At 59.8% G+C, this 16,026-nt stretch carries 18 protein-coding genes; 8 read left to right on the forward strand and 10 right to left on the reverse strand.

Annotated features, from left to right (window positions below):
• Positions 1 to 4: 4 nt before the first annotated feature.
• From PW792_06690 to murQ, 5 genes are all read right to left on the reverse strand, one after another.
• Positions 5 to 1,486, reverse strand: coding sequence for a hypothetical protein (locus PW792_06690; protein MDE1161619.1), 1,482 nt, complete (start codon positions 1,484 to 1,486; stop codon positions 5 to 7).
• A gap of 84 nt (positions 1,487 to 1,570) precedes the next feature.
• The gene (locus PW792_06695) at positions 1,571 to 2,323 is read right to left on the reverse strand and encodes a glycosyltransferase family 2 protein (protein MDE1161620.1); all 753 of its coding nucleotides are present in this window, start codon (positions 2,321 to 2,323) and stop codon (positions 1,571 to 1,573) included.
• 105 nt (positions 2,324 to 2,428) lie between these two features.
• Positions 2,429 to 3,613, reverse strand: coding sequence for a glycosyltransferase family 87 protein (locus PW792_06700; GenBank protein ID MDE1161621.1), 1,185 nt, complete (start codon positions 3,611 to 3,613; stop codon positions 2,429 to 2,431).
• 4 nt (positions 3,614 to 3,617) lie between these two features.
• Positions 3,618 to 4,010: a hypothetical protein gene (locus tag PW792_06705; protein ID MDE1161622.1), complete on the reverse strand. Its 393-nt coding sequence runs from the start codon at positions 4,008 to 4,010 to the stop codon at positions 3,618 to 3,620.
• Positions 4,011 to 4,133: 123 nt separating this feature from the next.
• A complete protein-coding gene (gene murQ, locus PW792_06710; GenBank protein ID MDE1161623.1) occupies positions 4,134 to 5,087 on the reverse strand; it encodes an N-acetylmuramic acid 6-phosphate etherase in 954 nt (317 codons plus the stop codon).
• 247 nt (positions 5,088 to 5,334) lie between these two features.
• Here murQ and lepB point away from each other — a divergent pair, with 247 nt between their 5' ends.
• Positions 5,335 to 5,904 (forward strand): signal peptidase I, encoded by a 570-nt coding sequence (gene lepB, locus PW792_06715; protein MDE1161624.1) that lies wholly within the window; start codon positions 5,335 to 5,337, stop codon positions 5,902 to 5,904.
• 118 nt (positions 5,905 to 6,022) lie between these two features.
• On the opposite strand, the gene tpiA is transcribed toward lepB, so the two are convergent.
• From tpiA to PW792_06730, 3 genes are all read right to left on the reverse strand, one after another.
• Positions 6,023 to 6,772, reverse strand: coding sequence for a triose-phosphate isomerase (gene tpiA / locus PW792_06720; GenBank protein MDE1161625.1), 750 nt, complete (start codon positions 6,770 to 6,772; stop codon positions 6,023 to 6,025).
• 126 nt (positions 6,773 to 6,898) lie between these two features.
• Positions 6,899 to 8,110 carry a phosphoglycerate kinase gene (locus tag PW792_06725; protein ID MDE1161626.1) on the reverse strand — a complete coding sequence of 404 codons (1,212 nt, stop codon included), beginning with the start codon at positions 8,108 to 8,110 and terminating at the stop codon, positions 6,899 to 6,901.
• Between the two features lie 49 nt (positions 8,111 to 8,159).
• On the reverse strand, positions 8,160 to 8,570 hold the full coding sequence (locus PW792_06730) for a RidA family protein (protein MDE1161627.1): 411 nt from the start codon (positions 8,568 to 8,570) through the stop codon (positions 8,160 to 8,162).
• Between the two features lie 51 nt (positions 8,571 to 8,621).
• Here PW792_06730 and PW792_06735 point away from each other — a divergent pair, with 51 nt between their 5' ends.
• On the forward strand, positions 8,622 to 9,611 hold the full coding sequence (locus tag PW792_06735) for a putative sulfate exporter family transporter (GenBank protein MDE1161628.1): 990 nt from the start codon (positions 8,622 to 8,624) through the stop codon (positions 9,609 to 9,611).
• On the opposite strand, the gene PW792_06740 is transcribed toward PW792_06735, so the two are convergent.
• Positions 9,559 to 10,521, reverse strand: coding sequence for a LysR family transcriptional regulator (locus tag PW792_06740; GenBank protein MDE1161629.1), 963 nt, complete (start codon positions 10,519 to 10,521; stop codon positions 9,559 to 9,561). The two genes, PW792_06735 and PW792_06740, sit on opposite strands and share 53 nt — an antisense overlap.
• A gap of 73 nt (positions 10,522 to 10,594) precedes the next feature.
• Entirely contained in the window at positions 10,595 to 11,599 is a 1,005-nt protein-coding gene (gene gap, locus PW792_06745; GenBank protein ID MDE1161630.1) for a type I glyceraldehyde-3-phosphate dehydrogenase, read from the reverse strand.
• Positions 11,600 to 11,815: 216 nt separating this feature from the next.
• Here gap and PW792_06750 point away from each other — a divergent pair, with 216 nt between their 5' ends.
• The 6 genes from PW792_06750 (at position 11,816) to PW792_06775 (ending at position 15,983) form a co-directional block, all read left to right on the forward strand.
• Positions 11,816 to 12,685, forward strand: coding sequence for an ATP-binding protein (locus PW792_06750; GenBank protein MDE1161631.1), 870 nt, complete (start codon positions 11,816 to 11,818; stop codon positions 12,683 to 12,685).
• A gap of 18 nt (positions 12,686 to 12,703) precedes the next feature.
• Positions 12,704 to 13,450 (forward strand): ATP-binding cassette domain-containing protein, encoded by a 747-nt coding sequence (locus PW792_06755; protein ID MDE1161632.1) that lies wholly within the window; start codon positions 12,704 to 12,706, stop codon positions 13,448 to 13,450.
• Positions 13,447 to 14,076 carry an ABC transporter permease gene (locus tag PW792_06760; GenBank protein MDE1161633.1) on the forward strand — a complete coding sequence of 210 codons (630 nt, stop codon included), beginning with the start codon at positions 13,447 to 13,449 and terminating at the stop codon, positions 14,074 to 14,076. Before PW792_06755 ends, PW792_06760 begins: the two co-directional genes overlap by 4 nt.
• The gene (locus PW792_06765) at positions 14,073 to 14,957 is read left to right on the forward strand and encodes a glycine betaine ABC transporter substrate-binding protein (GenBank protein MDE1161634.1); all 885 of its coding nucleotides are present in this window, start codon (positions 14,073 to 14,075) and stop codon (positions 14,955 to 14,957) included. The genes PW792_06760 and PW792_06765 overlap by 4 nt, the downstream gene beginning before the upstream one ends.
• 6 nt (positions 14,958 to 14,963) lie before the next feature.
• Entirely contained in the window at positions 14,964 to 15,452 is a 489-nt protein-coding gene (locus PW792_06770) for a DinB family protein (protein ID MDE1161635.1), read from the forward strand.
• Positions 15,453 to 15,542: 90 nt separating this feature from the next.
• The gene (locus PW792_06775; GenBank protein MDE1161636.1) at positions 15,543 to 15,983 is read left to right on the forward strand and encodes a MarR family transcriptional regulator; all 441 of its coding nucleotides are present in this window, start codon (positions 15,543 to 15,545) and stop codon (positions 15,981 to 15,983) included.
• The last annotated feature ends 43 nt before the right edge of the window (positions 15,984 to 16,026 follow it).

Genomic DNA, 16,026 nt, shown 5'->3' on the forward strand with positions numbered 1-16,026 from the left:
TACTTTAGTGACGGTCTGGTTGTCCCTCTGGGACGGGCGTCTGCGGTTTCAGAAGGTAAATATAGATGTACTCGTCGTTAATGAAGCCGGAGTCAAAGTGGGCGATGCTGTCCGCATGAACCCCTCGGGCGCCCAAATCCTGCAGATCGTAGGGCATGAGCCGGTGCGTGATCAGGAAGAGACCCTGCGGAATATGGGCTTTCTGGAATCCTGCAGCCAGACGTGGCACCATGTCTCGTTCTGGGATGAAGCTATCGCGGCTTGCTCGGAAGACCATAATCCGCTCTCTGCATTGGCACTCCAGTTGGTAAAAGCTGCGATGCAACCGCTCCGGAACTCCCACTACGTTGGAGTCAGGAGTGCCAAACAGTGGGACGTTTTCTAAATGGTTCTGCATGATCCACGCTGCCGCGGCCTGTGTGTCTGTGTATGGCCAGGACCACTGGTCGATATAGGCAATGAGGCCCGGTACCACGGGGACTGTGAGCAGAAGGTATGATGCGAACGAGACGCGTACTTTCGCGCTGCGCAGAATCCAGAGCAGCACGATATAGCCCAGGTAGACCACGCCCACGTGACGCACTCCAGCTACACTCACAATGTTGCTGAAGAGAATCCCGGTCAGCAGAATCGACAGCATTGCGATACCTTGCTGCCAGTGGTCGCGGAGTGACAGGTATAGCAGCAACACGCAGACAGGCAGCAGGAACAAGTACGGCCAGCTCGTGAAGTCCCAGGATGAAATGCAGTTGATAGGCAGCGGCATCCACGGCATAGAGGCCCATTTCAAGCAAGCCTGCAGGATGTGGCTCGGGTCGGTAAAACCGCTGAACATCTTGCCTGTTGTGCTCCAACCGATGTCTTTCGCTGGCCACAGACTCAGCACAGACGTTGCAAAAAACAGGACGAAGACGCCGAGTGCTCCAAGCGTTTTTACCACGGCTGCACGGCTGAAGCGGGGCTCCCGTGGATCAGTTGGGAAAAGCAGCGTTAGCCCATATTCGATCAGCAGGCCTGCTGCCAGGATTGCACCAGTAATGTCGACGTTCGCCATCAACCCCAGCCACAGGGTGTTCCAAAGCATGGCCTGCGGACGACGAGTTCTACCCCACGCATAAGCCAGCGCGAAGAGCAGTTCGAGGTTATACATGCGGCACATGACCGTGAATTCAAAGGTAAGGTAGAAGCTGCAGAGAACGAGCAAAAGTTCCAAGCGGCGCAGCGGGAGTGCTGCCCACGCCAGCAAAAAGTAGATTCCCGTACCGATGATTGCGACGACAAACTTGAACATCGCCAGAGAGATAGAGAGCCGCGAGGCCAGCCACAGAAGCACGTACCAGAACGCTGGGTGTGCCTCGTAATGGACGCGGTGCAGCACCTCTGGAAGGCTTTGACTGATATAAGAAATCGCCCAGGCGTTAATCTCATCGCGCCAAACCTCGTGATGAATCAGGCTGGCGAGAAAGACTAGGTAAAACGGAAGCACCAGCCACAGCCGAATACGACGTTCGCGCTGTACAGATTGTGTTTGGAGGGAGATCAGCGTGAAAGCTCCATGGCTGGTGCCGTTTTACTGCCTGCTCGAAGGTTCGAAGATCTCAGGCTTTGCAAGCCCCATTTTCTTCATCCTGTATTGAAGGCCCGTGCGCATCACGCCCAGACCATAGGTGACGCTGCGTCGAAAGTTGATTGACGAAGCTTCAGGAAAGTACTTCGTCGGGCAGGATACCTCGCCGATGCTGAAGCCGTACCAGACTGCCTGGGCAATCATCTGGTTGTCGAAGACAAAGTCATTCGAGCAGCGATCCAGCGGGAGCTTCTCCAGCACCCGGCGGCTCCATGCACGATAGCCCGTGTGGTACTCCGAAAGCTTCTGGCCGAGCAAAATATTTTCGCTGAACGTAAGTGCCCGGTTGGATATGTACTTGTACAGGGGCATGCCGCCCACCAGTGCGCCTTTGCCGAGAATTCTCGACGCGATCGCGCAGTCGAACTCTCCATACGCAATCATCGATGCCAGCGCGGGGATCAGCTTCGGCGTGTATTGGTAGTCTGGGTGAACCATCACCACTACATCTGCCCCTCTCTCCAGTGCAGAGCGGTAGCAAGTCTTTTGATTGCCACCGTAACCGAGGTTCTTTTCATGCACGACGGTGTGGATACCTAGTCGGCGTGCAACCTCTGCGGTCGTGTCCCGGCTAGCGTCGTCAGTAAGAATGACATCGTCGACGATACCCGTGGGGATCTCAGAGACCGTTCGTTCGAGGGTCAAAGCAGCGTTATAGGCCGGAAGTACTACAGTAATGCGCTGTCCGTTGAGCATTGAATCGAAAGGGTTTCCTTGATGCGCAATGCATCTGGTCAGGGGCCGGGGCCGGTTTCTTCTACTTTCTTAGACTACGGGAATATCGTCGCAGGTTACACCTGTCTAGCGGTAGGATGCAGATCGTGGTTCCCATGATGAAACTGCGCAGAGCGGAAGCAGAAGAAGCAGGGCGAAGCTTTGCATGGGCCCTGCTGCGATTGGTTGTACGGCAGAGATCGCAACCAGCGGAAGAAATAGGAACAGCAGGCAGGCTAGCGCAAGCAATGCGCTGGCTGGCGGTCGCGTATGTGGCACAATCGCGCAGATCAGAAATGCTGCAGGCAGATAAAGGTGTACAAGCGTGTAGTTGTAGCTGACCGGTGGCAGCGAGACCATCGCAACCGTGAGGAAAACAGCGCGATTCAAGAACGGCATCGTCCGAACGCGCAGGAAAAGCAGCAGGGCCAGCGTCCCGGTCACCACGTAGTAGACGAGCATCCAGGCATGGAGCGAGAAGTGGTGTTCGATGCTGAGGTATTTGACTGGAGAAAAAAGACAGTGATCGAAGTTGATCTCTGCCGATCGCACCGTCTGGGCATAATGTCCCTGGAATTGACTTACCCCGGCGGTAAAACCTCGTGCTGCGGTAAAGAAGTCCGGGCCGGCCCAGTAGATGGCTCCGCACATGGTGGCGATCGCGGCGACGAGGCCGGTGAAAAACGGCGGCAGGTCCTCCTTGCGGCGCAGAAAGAGGCCGAGCAGGAAGACCGGGTAGAGCTTCATCGCTGCCGTGATACCGATCAGGATCGCGGCGGCGTAGCGCCAGCCACGAGCATAAGCAAGCAGGCCAAGCGCGGTGGTCATCCACAGAATCAGCTCAATGTTTGCGCGCTGGATGAGGAAGACAAGCGGAAAACAGAAGGGAATCAGCCATAAAAAGAGCTGCGTGAGATTAGCTCGGCGCAGCATCCACCACAGCACGGCAACGGCTCCTGCCGTGATGACTGTGCTGGCGAAAAGATAGGCCGCTATAGGGTGCGAGGTTTTGTAGAAGAGCTCGTAAATTGGTGCGCAGCCCGCCGGATACGCAAACGCCGAGTAGGCATGCGACTTGAAGAACTTTGCCGTATGGAAGAGTGTGAAGCGTCCCTTATAAACGACGATATCTTCAAAGTTTGGCCCGCCGGGGAAGAGCACGCTATGAGGGCTGAGGAGCGGAAGAATCCAGAGCACGCACGTCGCAAAGGCAAAGACGTAAACCAGCCAGACGGCTTTACCTGCTGAGGTTGCTCGCGGCGCGGGGGGCATGGGATTAGCTTACGACGGAGGTGCTGGTTGTGGCCTGCTCAAGTCGATCAATACGTCGCCGAACAAGCAACAGCGGGATGGCTCCGAAGAAGCCGAAGCTGCAGTCGACCAGTCGCCAGTAGAGCGGAATCTCTCGAACCGGACCAGCAAGGAGAGCAAGTGCGAAGACCCCCACGCAAGCGATCAGCCCCATGTCGATGATCCAGCGATTACGCACTGGATCTCGGTACGGCCCGACGAAAGCCACGGCGATCACTAGATGCCCAAACGCAAGCCAGTCGGTGCCATAGGCCAGAAACGGATATCGCGCACTCGTATCCGCGAGAGCCTCTGCGATTCGATTGAGCCACGCGTAGACCTGCGGCAGCATTGCGGGGAAATGCAAAAAAACTGCCATGCGAATTAGCAGCGCAGACTCATGCACAAGCGGAAAAGCGGTCACTCCACTGAGAACAAGCCCTGTAATGAAAATTGCAATCCAGCGGCGAATGATGCGCAGATTGTGAGCGTGATCCACGGCTTAGAGTTCGAGGCGGGAGTCTTCGATGGCGAGACGCACGTTGCCGTCGGACTTCTGCAGGCGTCGCACGGCTTCCATCTTGTCGACGTTGGCCTTCAGCATGACGACAGCAATCGGAATTGACTTGCCTGCGCTCTTGATAGTGCGGATGGCCGTGTCGCGATCGATGCCACACAGACGCATCAGAACGCCGATCCCACGCTCGACCAGCTTGGCGTTCTTCATGTGTACGTTCACCATCAGGTTGTCGTACACATAGCCCAGCCGCGTCATCGCGCCGGTCGTAATCATGTTTAGGATCATCTTCTGCGCGGAAGATGCCTTCATGCGTGTCGATCCCGAGATAACCTCTGGGCCGACCTCGGCGCAGATCGTGATGTCCGCCACCTGCGAGAGATCGCTGTTCGGATTGCAGGTAATGGCTGCTGTTTTTGCTCCGCGTGCGCGAGCGTACTCGGTTGCGCCAACGACGTAGGGCGTACGTCCCGAAGCCGAAACTCCGATGACGATGTCCTTGCGCGTGGGGCGACGGCGAGCGATGTCGCGCTGACCCAGCTCCGGCGAATCCTCGTTCACATCGGAGGCCGATGCAAGCGCCTTGGGGCCACCGGCCATAATATATTGCACCTGCTGTGGCACGGTAGAGAACGTCGGCGGGCATTCGGAGGCGTCGAGAGCGGAGATTCGTCCCGAAGAGCCTGCACCAACATAGATCAGGCGTCCACCATCGCGCAGCGAGCGCGCAACCGTGTCGATCACCATGGCAATCTCAGGCAGCGCCTTTTTCACCGCGGCGGCGATCTTGGCATCTTCGGCGTTGATAATCCGGGCGATATCGATCGCAGACTTCATATCGAGTCCGGCGGAGGCGTCGTTGAGTTTTTCCGTCGTTAGACCCTGCAGGTCAGTCTGAGGTGTGACGTTCGACTTTTCGGCGGGGGACGGTGATGACATGGGCGAAGTTGCCATAAGCTTTCGGGGTTGCACCATTCTAGCGCAAAGACTTTCACTTTGGCTCACAGCGTCTCTGTTTGAAGATGCGCCTTTGTGCTCAAACGTTTACTGGCTGGTACTCCAAAGCCATCTTCTTTCGTCTAACCTAAAGATGGGGCGTGAAATCCACACGCTGACCATCGCAACGTGAGTGGCAATGAGCCTGGAAATAGAACCCAAAAACGAATCGACGGAAGCGCCCGATCTGATGACACCTGAGGCTAAGTCCTGCGAGTGTCATTCCCGGAAGCCCGAACCGAAAGTGCGTTCGTGGATGTGGGACGTGTTGGCCGTCTGCATCGCTGTCTTCGTGATTCTGGTGCTGTATCAGCCCGTACGGGTAGAGGGCACGAGCATGCTGCCCATGCTCCAGGACCAGGACCGGCTCTTCATCAACAAGTTCGCTTACACGCGCCTCGGCGGCATGATCGGCGATCACATCGTCCGCGGCGATGTCGTCGTCTTCCGCTACCCCAACGATCAGACGAAGAGCTACATCAAGCGTGTGATCGCACTGCCTGGCGACCAGTTGCTGATCGACCATGGACAGGTCATTGTGAACGGCAAGGCTCTGAAGGAGCCTTATGTCCCTGTGCGTTTTGAGGATGACCGCTCGCAGCCTGAGATGACCATTCCTGCTGGAACGTACTTCGTCATGGGCGACCACCGTTCCATCTCCAGCGACAGCCGCGACTTCGGTCCAGTCCCCAACGATCTCATCTACGGTCGCGCGGCATTCGTCTACTGGCCAGTCGATCAGGCAGGTGTCGTTCGGTAAAGCAGGTCGTAGAGGCGTAGACCGTAGAGTGTAGAGACGCAAAGAAGACGGCCGCCTGATCAGGCGGCCGTCTTCTTTCTGATGAAAGGGTTGCGCTGCGTCGCGCAAGTTCTACCCTCTAGTACTGCACGATATTGGCGAAGGTCGTCGGAACCAGCGAAGCGCCGCCGACCAGTGCGCCGTCGATGCCATCCTGCCGCATCAGATCGCCGATGTTCTCCGGCTTTACCGAACCGCCGTAGAGGATGCGCGTATTCTGTGCCGTCTGCTCACCGCAGCAATGCGAAAGCTCGTGGCGAATGATGGTGTGGGCTGCAGCTGCGATCTCCGGCGATGCCGTCGAGCCTGTTCCAATCGCCCAGATCGGCTCGTAAGCAATCACAAGGCGACGCGCTTCCGACGACGAAATGTTTCGCAACGCCGCACGAACCTGCGTCCGCAGCGTCTCTTCCGTCTTGCCGTCTTCGCGCTCAGCCAGCAGCTCCCCCACGCAGACGATCGGCGTAATGCCGTGGTTGATCGCGGCCTTTAGCTTCAGGTTGACGCGTTCGTACGTCTCGTTGAAATACAGGCGCTGCTCGGAGTGTCCCAGCAGCACATGACGGCAGCCGATCGAAACCAGCATTGTCGGCGAGGTCTGTCCGGTGTACGGGCCTTCGTTCAGCCAGTGCATGTTTTGCGCACCAGCACGAACGTTTGTGCCTTCTGCGGCTTCGATCACGAACGCGAGCGAACTCATCGTGGGGCAGAGAAGAATCTCGTCGCGCGTGTGTCCTTCGACCAGCGGAAGAAAAGCGTCGAGGAAAGCCAACGATTCCTTCGGCGTTTTGTACATCTTCCAGTTGCCGGCAATGATGGGCTTGCGCATGTCGTTCAAGATCTCCTGGTTGGCCTCAATGGTTTGAGGAGATTACGGTGCGGAGGCCATGGCTGACAAGAGCAATGTGCCGGTAATCGTTCCTGATGGGACCGATTGTGTGATCGATAACAGTTTTTACTTGTCCGAAAGGGCTGCTACTCCGGGCAGTGTTTTGCCTTCGAGGAACTCGAGGCTTGCACCGCCGCCGGTCGAGATGTGCGAAATTTTCTCCGCCATGCCTGAGTTGTGGATGGCTGCAACGGAGTCACCACCGCCGACGATGGTGATTGCGTCTTCGTTCTTCGCCAATGCCTTCGCCATTGCGTTGGTTCCCTTGGCAAACGGAGCCAACTCCGCAACGCCCATGGGGCCGTTCCAGACGACGGTCGCCGCGTCCGCAACTTCCGCTGCGAAGAGCTTGATCGTCTCCGGTCCGATGTCGAGCGCCATCATTTCGGCGGGGAAGGGAGCTGTGCCGGAGAAAACTTCGGTCTTCGCATCGGCGCCGAACTTGTCGGCCAGCATGTGGTCGACCGGCAGCAGAAACTTCACGCCGCGTTCTTCGGCCTTCTTCAGAGCCGCCAGAGCGATCTCGAACTTGTCGGCTTCTACCAGCGACTTGCCGGTCGTCTGGCCCTGGGCATTCAGGAACGTGTACGCCATCGCCCCGCCGATCAGCAGCGAGTCCACCTTGTCCAGCATGGAGTTGATGACCTGGATCTTGTCCGAAACCTTTGCTCCGCCGATGATGGCGACAAACGGGCGGTTGGGCTCGCCAACGGCCTTGCCAAGGTAGTTCAGCTCCTTCTCCATCAGCAGGCCCGCGGCCGATTCCTTGACGAAGTGCGTGATGCCTTCGGTGGAAGCATGGGCGCGATGCGCAGCTCCGAAAGCGTCGTTCACATAGACGTCGCAGAGGCTCGCAAGCTTCTTGGCGAACGCCGGATCGTTGGCTTCTTCTTCAGCATGGAAGCGCAGGTTCTCGAGCAGCAGCGTCTGGCCAGGCTCAAGCTGGTTGGCAAGCTCGGTGGCTACTTCGCCGACACAGTCGGGCGCGAAGGCTACATTCTCGTCTTCATCCAGTACGTGGTCGAGCAGCGAGCGCAAGCGGTCGACGACCGGGCGCAGGCTCATCGTGTCCACATGCTTGCCCTTGGGACGGCCAAGATGCGCCGCGAGAATCACCTTCGCCTTGCGGCGAAGCGCGTACTCGATGGTGGGGACGGTTTCGCGGATACGCGTGTCGTCGGTAATCTCACCGTCCTTGGAAAGGGGAACGTTGAAGTCGACGCGGATGAAGACGCGTTTGCCGGTGAGTTCGAGGTCGCGGATCGAAAGCTTAGCCATACGAGGGAAAGGATAAATGAGTTGGCGGAGGATGTGCCTCCGCCGCAAATTACGGGAGGATGGCTTCGGCTTCGATTTCGACGCGCCACTTGGGGTTGAGCAGAGCCGCGACGACCATGGTGGACGCCGGGCGGATGGTGCCGAAGACCTCGCCATGCGCCCGGCCGATCTCTTCCCAGTCCTCTGCGCGAGCCAGGAACATGCGGGTGCGATAGACGTTCTCAAACGTAGCGCCAGCCTGTGTTAGAGCCGCTTCGATCAGTTTGAGTGCGACTCGGGTTTGCTCTGCGGGCGTGAGTTCTTCTGCGCCAACAGGGCCTGTGCCGGAGACGTGCACGGTGTTGCCGATGCGGACGGCTCGCGAGAAGCCAATGATGGGTTCAAACGGAGAGGTGCCGGGGATGTTTACGCGTTCCATGCAGCGATTGTAGAAGGCCTTATCGGCAATAAGAACTTCCACTTGGACGCAGCCTGTCACGCCACAGGATGCTGTTGGAGAGGAGATTCAAGAATGACGCAGACAATTGCAGAGACGAGCCAGGCAAGGCCGCGAGTGCTGGATGTAAGAACGGTATTTCTTTTGCTGCTGATGCTTGCAGGCACGGGCATGGTTTCGCCGCCGGTTGCGCTGCTGGGCGGCCTCGTCTTCGGCCTGGTGGTGCAGGAACACCCCATGCGCAAAGAAAGCGCGCGGCTTTCGAAGGTGCTGCTGCAGGCCTCTGTGGTGCTTCTGGGCTTCGGCATGAACGTGCGGGAAGTCGTGCATGCTGGCCGTTCGGGTTTTGCCTACACGGCGGTGAGCATCTCGCTGGTGCTGTTGCTCGGAGTGCTCTTCGGTCGCTTGCTAAGCGTGCAGAAGCGCGCTTCGTTCCTCATTACGGTCGGAACGGCGATCTGTGGCGGAAGCGCCATCGCTGCGGTGGCTCCGGTCTTGGAAGCGAAGGAAGAGGAGGTCAGCGTGGCGATGGGCACGGTATTTGTGCTGAACTCCGCGGCGCTGATCCTGTTTCCTCTGCTCGGCCACGCGTTGCACCTTTCGCAGAACGGCTTCGGCCTGTGGGCGGCACTGGCTATTCATGACACCAGCTCGGTGGTTGGCGCGGGAGCTGCGTACGGTGCGCAGGCTCTCGCCGTTGGCACAACCGTAAAGCTCGCCCGCGCACTGTGGATCGTACCGGTTTCGCTGATCACGGCCATGGTCGTTCGTCGCGGTCGCACGGACAAGGCTGGAGCCAAGGTGACCATCCCGTGGTTCATTGCGCTCTTCTGCGCGGCGGCTGGGCTTCACGCACTGCTGCCACGCTGGACGCACCTCTTCGGCACGTTGGACTCCCTTGGCAAGACCGGGCTCGCGGCAACACTCTTCCTGATCGGCTCCAGCCTGTCCCAACGAACACTGCGCGAGGTCGGCGTCCGCCCGCTGCTGCAGGGAATTGCGCTGTGGTTCGTTATCGCAACGGCTTCGCTGCTGGCGGTGAAGTTTGGCGTGATTTCGATCTAGCCCGCACTCGCTTATCAAACGCTGCACCTTGCTCGCAGACGTACGTGCAGAACTCCCCGGCGATGCCCGAAGGCATCGGCCCGCTAACCCAGGCCAGCGAAAACTCGCGTTCGAGCGCAAGGCCCTGCAGCTTCACCACGGCCAGTGTTCCGAGCGCGAGTTGCGCTTGTACGGCCCACTGTGACACGAACGCCACACCCAGCCCTGCTTCCACCGCAGTCAGCAGCGCCTGCGTGGAGTTGAACGTCATGCGCGGCTTCAGATCTCGCGCCTGCAGGCCTGCTGCCTCCAACGCCTGCTCCACCACGCGTCGAGAGCCGGAGCCCTGCTCACGCAGCAGCAGCGAAGCCTCATGCAGCTGTGCTGGCTTGATCGTCTTGCCTGCCCACGGGTGCGTCGCAGGAGCAAGCAACACCATCCGATCGCGCATGAACGGCTCAACGTGAACATCCTGCCGCAGCGCGGGGCCTTCGATTAGCGCCACGTACGCCCGACGCGCCACAAGCTCTTCCAGAACCTGCAGCGTATTGCCGGAGTGCGTGGCAATTTCCACCTTCGGGTGCAGCTTGCTGAAGCCCGCAATCAGGTGTGGCAGCAGGTACTGGGCAATCGTCTGCGACGCTGCAATCGACAAGCGCCCGGCGGACTCGCCGTTAGCCCGTGCAATCGCCTCCAGCGCTTCATCGGCAAGAGCGGCAAGCTGATCCGCAAAGGGAAGCAGAGCGGCTCCCGCAGGCGTCAGCGTAATCTTGCCTGCCGTCCGATGAAAAAGAGCAGAGTCCACCTGCTGCTCCAGAGCCTTGATCTGCTGGGTAACGGCAGGCTGCGTAAGCCGCAGTTCTTCCGCAGCGGCTCGAAAGTTCAAACGCCGGGCGACAGTACGGAAGACACGAAGGCGGAAGTTTTCCATGCAGAAGTTATCTGAGCACAAACACAACGGGCAGGCCAGAGGCCCGCCCTTTGTGGCAAATCAATGTTCGCTCTTACAAACCTTTTTCCACGAGGAAGAGGATCAAATCCTTCACGCGCGAGCTATAGCCCCACTCGTTGTCGTACCAGGAGATCACCTTCGCCGTGTTGCCGAGCACCTTCGTCAGCTTCGAGTCGAAGATCGACGACAGCGGGTTGCCACGGAAGTCGCTCGAGACGAGTTCCTCTTCGGTGTAGCCGAGGAAGCCCTTCATCTTGCCTTCTGCAGCAGCCTTGATCGCCGCGTTGATTGCTTCCACGCTGATCGGCTTTTCTGCTGTGAACGTCAGATCGACGACCGAAACCGTCGGGGTCGGGACGCGGATCGAGAATCCGTCCAACTTGCCTGCCATTTCGGGGATGACGAGCTTCAGGGCCTTCGCCGCACCGGTCGAGGTTGGGATCATGCTGAGGGCCGCAGCGCGTGCACGGCGCAGGTCCTTGTGCGGAGCATCCAGCACAACCTGGTCGTTCGTGTACGAGTGGATCGTGTTCATCAGACCGCTCACGATACCGAACTCGTCGTTCAGTACCTTCACCACGGGGGCAAGGCAGTTCGTCGTGCAGCTTGCGTTCGAGATCACGTGATGATTGGCCGCGTCGTACTTGTCGTGGTTCACGCCCAGCACAACGGTGATGTCTTCGTTCGACGCCGGGGCCGAGATGATGACCTTCTTCACAGTCGAGCCGAGGTGGGCCTTCGCCTTAGTCGCGTCGGTAAAGAACCCGGTCGACTCCACCACAATTTCTGCGCCTACCGAAGCCCAGTCCAGCTTGCTCGGATCGCGCTCTGCGAAGACCTTGATCTTCTTGCCGTCCACCAGGATGCCGTCTTCCACAGCAACGATTTCGTTCTTCAGGTTGCCGAGGATCGAGTCATACTTCAGCAAATGAGCAAGCGTTGCGGGCGTGGTGAGGTCGTTGACCGCGACGAACTCGATATCCGGGTTCCCGAGTGCGGTGCGGAAGACGTTACGGCCGATGCGGCCGAAGCCATTGATGCCAACCTTGACTGCCATGTGCTTTGAAACCTCTTGTGAAGATTTTGATTCTGCGAGCATCAAGTCTCGCGCCATCTCCAAGGCTAGCAGAGCTGTCCGTGACGTGCTTTGAAATGCAGTGAAAGTAATGGGGCGATAAGGCTTTATGGGGTGCCCTCCCGTGCACCTCTTTTGCGACATCGGGAACCCGTGTGTTACAAACCACCTATGCGCGACTGGATGCGCGAAAAGCTAATGAGACGACGTGGTAAGCGTGGACCGAACGAATCAGAGTCCACAGGAAAAATCGGGCAGGAGCTGCCCACCAACCAACTGGCACCGCTGCGACCCAGCTATCTGGACGCTCCGTTGCCGGTCGAAGCGGGCCCTGTAGAGGACGCCGCCGAGGTTGCCGAAGACGTGCAGGGTGTTGAGCCCGGCGAAGCTGTAGCCGAAGCTGCGGTGGCAGAAGTTGCCCCCGTGGAAGACGCTCCACAGGCAACTCCGGAGCTGGTCCATGAGACGCAGCCCGAGTCGCTGGCGACGCCTCCTGCCGAGCCGGTAGCTGTACCTGCGCGTTCGCCGCGCGGGTACGTGGTGCTCACCATCGGTCTGCCGGGTTCCGGCAAGACGACCTGGTACAAGCGCCGCGGTGTACAGCCCCTTTCGAGCGACATGCTGCGTTCCATCCTGTTCGATGACATCACCGAACAGCGTTACCAGGGCCTTGTGTTCTCGACGCTCCGCAGTCTGCTGCGTGCGCGCCTGATCGCCAAGATGCCATGGAACTACGTGGACGCTACCAACCTTAGCCCGCATGAGCGTCGCCAGTGGATCAAGATGGCGAAGAGCTTCGGCTATGAAGTGCAGGCCGTCTTCTTCGACGTGCCGCTGGCCGTGTGCCTCGAGCGCAACTCGAAGCGCGACCGCCAGGTGACCGATGAGGTCATGCACAAAATGGCGGAACGCCTGCGGCCCCCTGCCTTCAAGGAAGGTTTTGACAAAATCACCGTGGTTCGCGTCAAGGGCGCACAGCCGACCTCGGCTGTACCCGCTGCAGACGCCGCTGAAAACGGTCCGGAGCATGGCGCAGAAAACGCGCCGGAAGCCGCCGTCGAAGGCTAAACCACCAGGAGACAGGCGATGGCCGCCCGGGCAGTGGAGTTCGCAAACGTGAGCTTCGCCGCCCCGGGCGGCCATCGCATTTTGCACGACATCTCCCTGCAGATCGCTCCCGGCGAAACCGTGGCTCTGCTCGGTCGCAGCGGTTCTGGCAAAACGACTCTGCTGCGCACCGTGAATGCTCTGGTGCGGGCGGACGGCGGCCGAGTGCTGGTTGGCGGCCACGACGTCGCCAGCGAAGAGCTGATCACGCTCCGTCGCGGCATCGGCTACGTCATTCAGGAGAGCGGCCTCTTCCCGCACATGACCATCGCGCGCAACGTGGGCATAGCGCTGGAGCTCTCCGGCATTTCCGCCGTCGAAGCACAGCCCCGCGTCACCGCCTCGCTTCACTCTGTTGGCCTAGCTGCAGAGTTTGCTGAGCGCTACCCGTGGCAGTTGAGCGGAGGCCAGCGCCAGCGTGCCGGCGTGGCGCGAGCCCTGATCACGCAGCCCGATGTTCTGCTTATGGACGAACCCTTTGGCGCGCTCGATCCGCTCACTCGCGCCGAGATGCAGACCATGCTCCGCGACCTGCTGCACCGCGCAGGTACCACCACGCTGATCGTCACGCATGACCTCGAAGAGGCCCTCTTCCTCGCTGATCGCGTCGTGCTGTTGGAGCAGGGAAGCATCGTTGCCGACGTTCGTTCCGCAGCGGTCCGCACCAGTGCCAACGCCGCGCTGCAGGCCTACGTTGAGGCTGCGACACCCGGTGGCACGCGATGAACGTCTTCTGGCACAGATACGGCGCTGAGGTTCTTCGCCTCACCTTCGAACATCTCTGGCTTACCGGCAGCGCCATGCTTTTGGCCGTGATAATTGGCGTGCCCTTGGGCGTAGCGTTAACTCGCAGCGAACGCCTCGCGCGTCCAGTGCTCGCCGTCGCCAACATCCTGCAAACGGTACCTAGCCTCGCACTCTTCGGCTTGCTGCTGCCCGTCCCGTGGCTTGGCGAACGAGCGGTGCGGCTGGCGATTCTGGCCCTGCTCGCGTACACCTTGCTGCCGATCCTGCGCAACACCTACAGCGGCATCCGCAATGTCGATCCCACGTTGCTCGACGTTGCCGAAGCGCTCGGCATGACAAACATGCAGCGCCTTCGTAAGCTCGAGCTTCCACTCGCCGCCAGCCTCATCCTCGCGGGCATCCGTACGGCGACGGTGACCTGCATTGGCGTTGCCACCATTGCGGCAGCGGTTGGCGCTGGCGGTCTGGGCGAACTCATCTTTCGCGGCGTTGCCAGCGTGGACAACACACTCGTTCTTGCCGGAGCCATCCCCGCGGCCTTGCTCGCCCTCGCCGCCGATGGTTTGCTCGGATTCGCGGAAAAGAAGCTGGTGGTCCGGCGATGAAGCTCCGTGCGTCGTGTCTGCTCTGCAGCGTGTGGCTGCTGACGCTGGTGAGCTGTGCTCCGCCTCGCCCGTCACACGTCGTCATCGGGGCCAAAAACTTCACCGAACAGGTCGTCCTCGGCGAGCTTCTCGCGCAGGAGATCGAAGCCAGCGGTGGCGGCACCGTCGAGCGTCGTTTCTGGCTCGCCGGAAGCTACCTCTGCCAACAGGCGTTGATCTCCGGCCGCATCGACGCCTACGTGGAGTACTCCGGTACAGCCTTGATGGCCGTGCTGAAGATGCCCGTGGACCGCGATCGCGAGAGTGTTCTTGCAAAGATTTCTAACGGCTATCAGAAGCGATTTGCCGTGCAGGTTGGCCCCTCGTTGGGCTTTGAAGACACCTTCGCGCTCGTCGTTCGCGCAGACGCCGCAGCCCGCTTCCATCTCCAAAGCATCTCCGACCTCGCTCACTGGCCCGGCCATCCCACGCTTGGCGTGGGCTATGAGTTTGCCGAACGCCCCGACGGCCTCCCCGGCCTCACCGCCGCCTACGGCCTGCACTTCGCAGGCTCACCGCGCACCATGGAACTCGGCCTGCTCTATCGCGCGCTGCAGTCAAAGCAGGTAGACGTCGTCGCTGGGAACTCGACCGACGGCGCCATCCGCTCGCTCGGCTTCGTCGCCCTCGCGGATGATCGTCATTACTTCCCGCCTTACGATGCCGTACCGCTCGTGCGCGAGGACTCGCTGCAGAAGTGGCCAGCTATCGCACTCGCCGAACGCAAGCTCGCAGGCAAAATCAGCGCAGACGATATGCGAGCGATGAACCTTGCGGTCGAGTCGCAGCATCAAGATGTAGGAGACGTTGTGCGTGCCCTTCGCGCGCGGAAGGGACTGTGATCGGCGATGAGCGAGCCGTGGATGCGTGGAACGCATGGAGAGCTGGACACGCTGCGGCGTGCCGTCGTTCATGCTCTGGAGCAGGCAGAAGAAGACACTGAAAAATGGGCTGCTCCGCTCAGCGAGGAGCAGATCTTTGCTCGCCCTGCTGGCTTGCCGTCGGTCGCGTTTCATCTGCGGCACATGGTCCGCTCGCTGGACCGCTTGCTTACCTATGCGGAGAGCCGCATATTGGACGAGCAGCAACTGCAGGCGCTCGCCACGGAGCACGAACCCGGCGACGCGCTGGATGTTCTTGAAGAAGCGCGCAAAGGCCTCGCCAGCGCAAAGGAACGCGTCCGCAGCTTCTCGCCCGCACAGTATGAGCTCCCTCGCGGCATCGGCCGCCAGCGCCTCCCCACAACGGTTGGCAGCTTGCTCATCCACTGCGCCGAACACACGCAACGGCACATCGGCCAGGCCATCACCACGGCCAAAGTCGTCGAAGCAACCTAGACCGCCGTCTCCGACGACAACCGCACACGCTCCACACCCTTCTGCAGCGAGCTGTCTACGAGTCGTATAGTCATATCAGGAAGCTGATACATGTTCACTAAGCAAGACAAGCCGAGCCTCTATCGAATCGCCCTTCTCAAAGAGGTGCTGAGCGAATGCAAGGCGAGGCTCGATGAAAAGCTGCAACCGCTCGGCGTAACGACCGCGCAGTTACGAGTCTTGTGGGCCATCGAGGAGAATCCGGCGGTTAGCGGCGCCGAGATCTCGCGGCTCTGTGGCGTAACGCCGCAGACCGGGCAGGGGTTTATCACCCGCCTTGAGGCTGAAGGCTGGATCTCGCGTCACCCCTCCGCGCTCACTGACCGCGTGCTGGTCGCCCAGCTAACCGCAGAGGGTAAACGGATTCTGCGCCGCGGCAAAGACATCGCAGAACGCATGGACTCCGAACTCTGGAGCGGCATCAGCCCGCAAGCACTCGAGCTTCTGGAGAGCACCCTCAACAACGCCATCGCGAAGCTGAAGAGCCTCTAGCTCACCAGCGCTCAGGCAAAACAAAACCGCCCGCCGAGCACAG

The organism is Acidobacteriaceae bacterium, from assembly GCA_028283655.1.
Taxonomy (GTDB): domain Bacteria; phylum Acidobacteriota; class Terriglobia; order Terriglobales; family Acidobacteriaceae; genus Granulicella.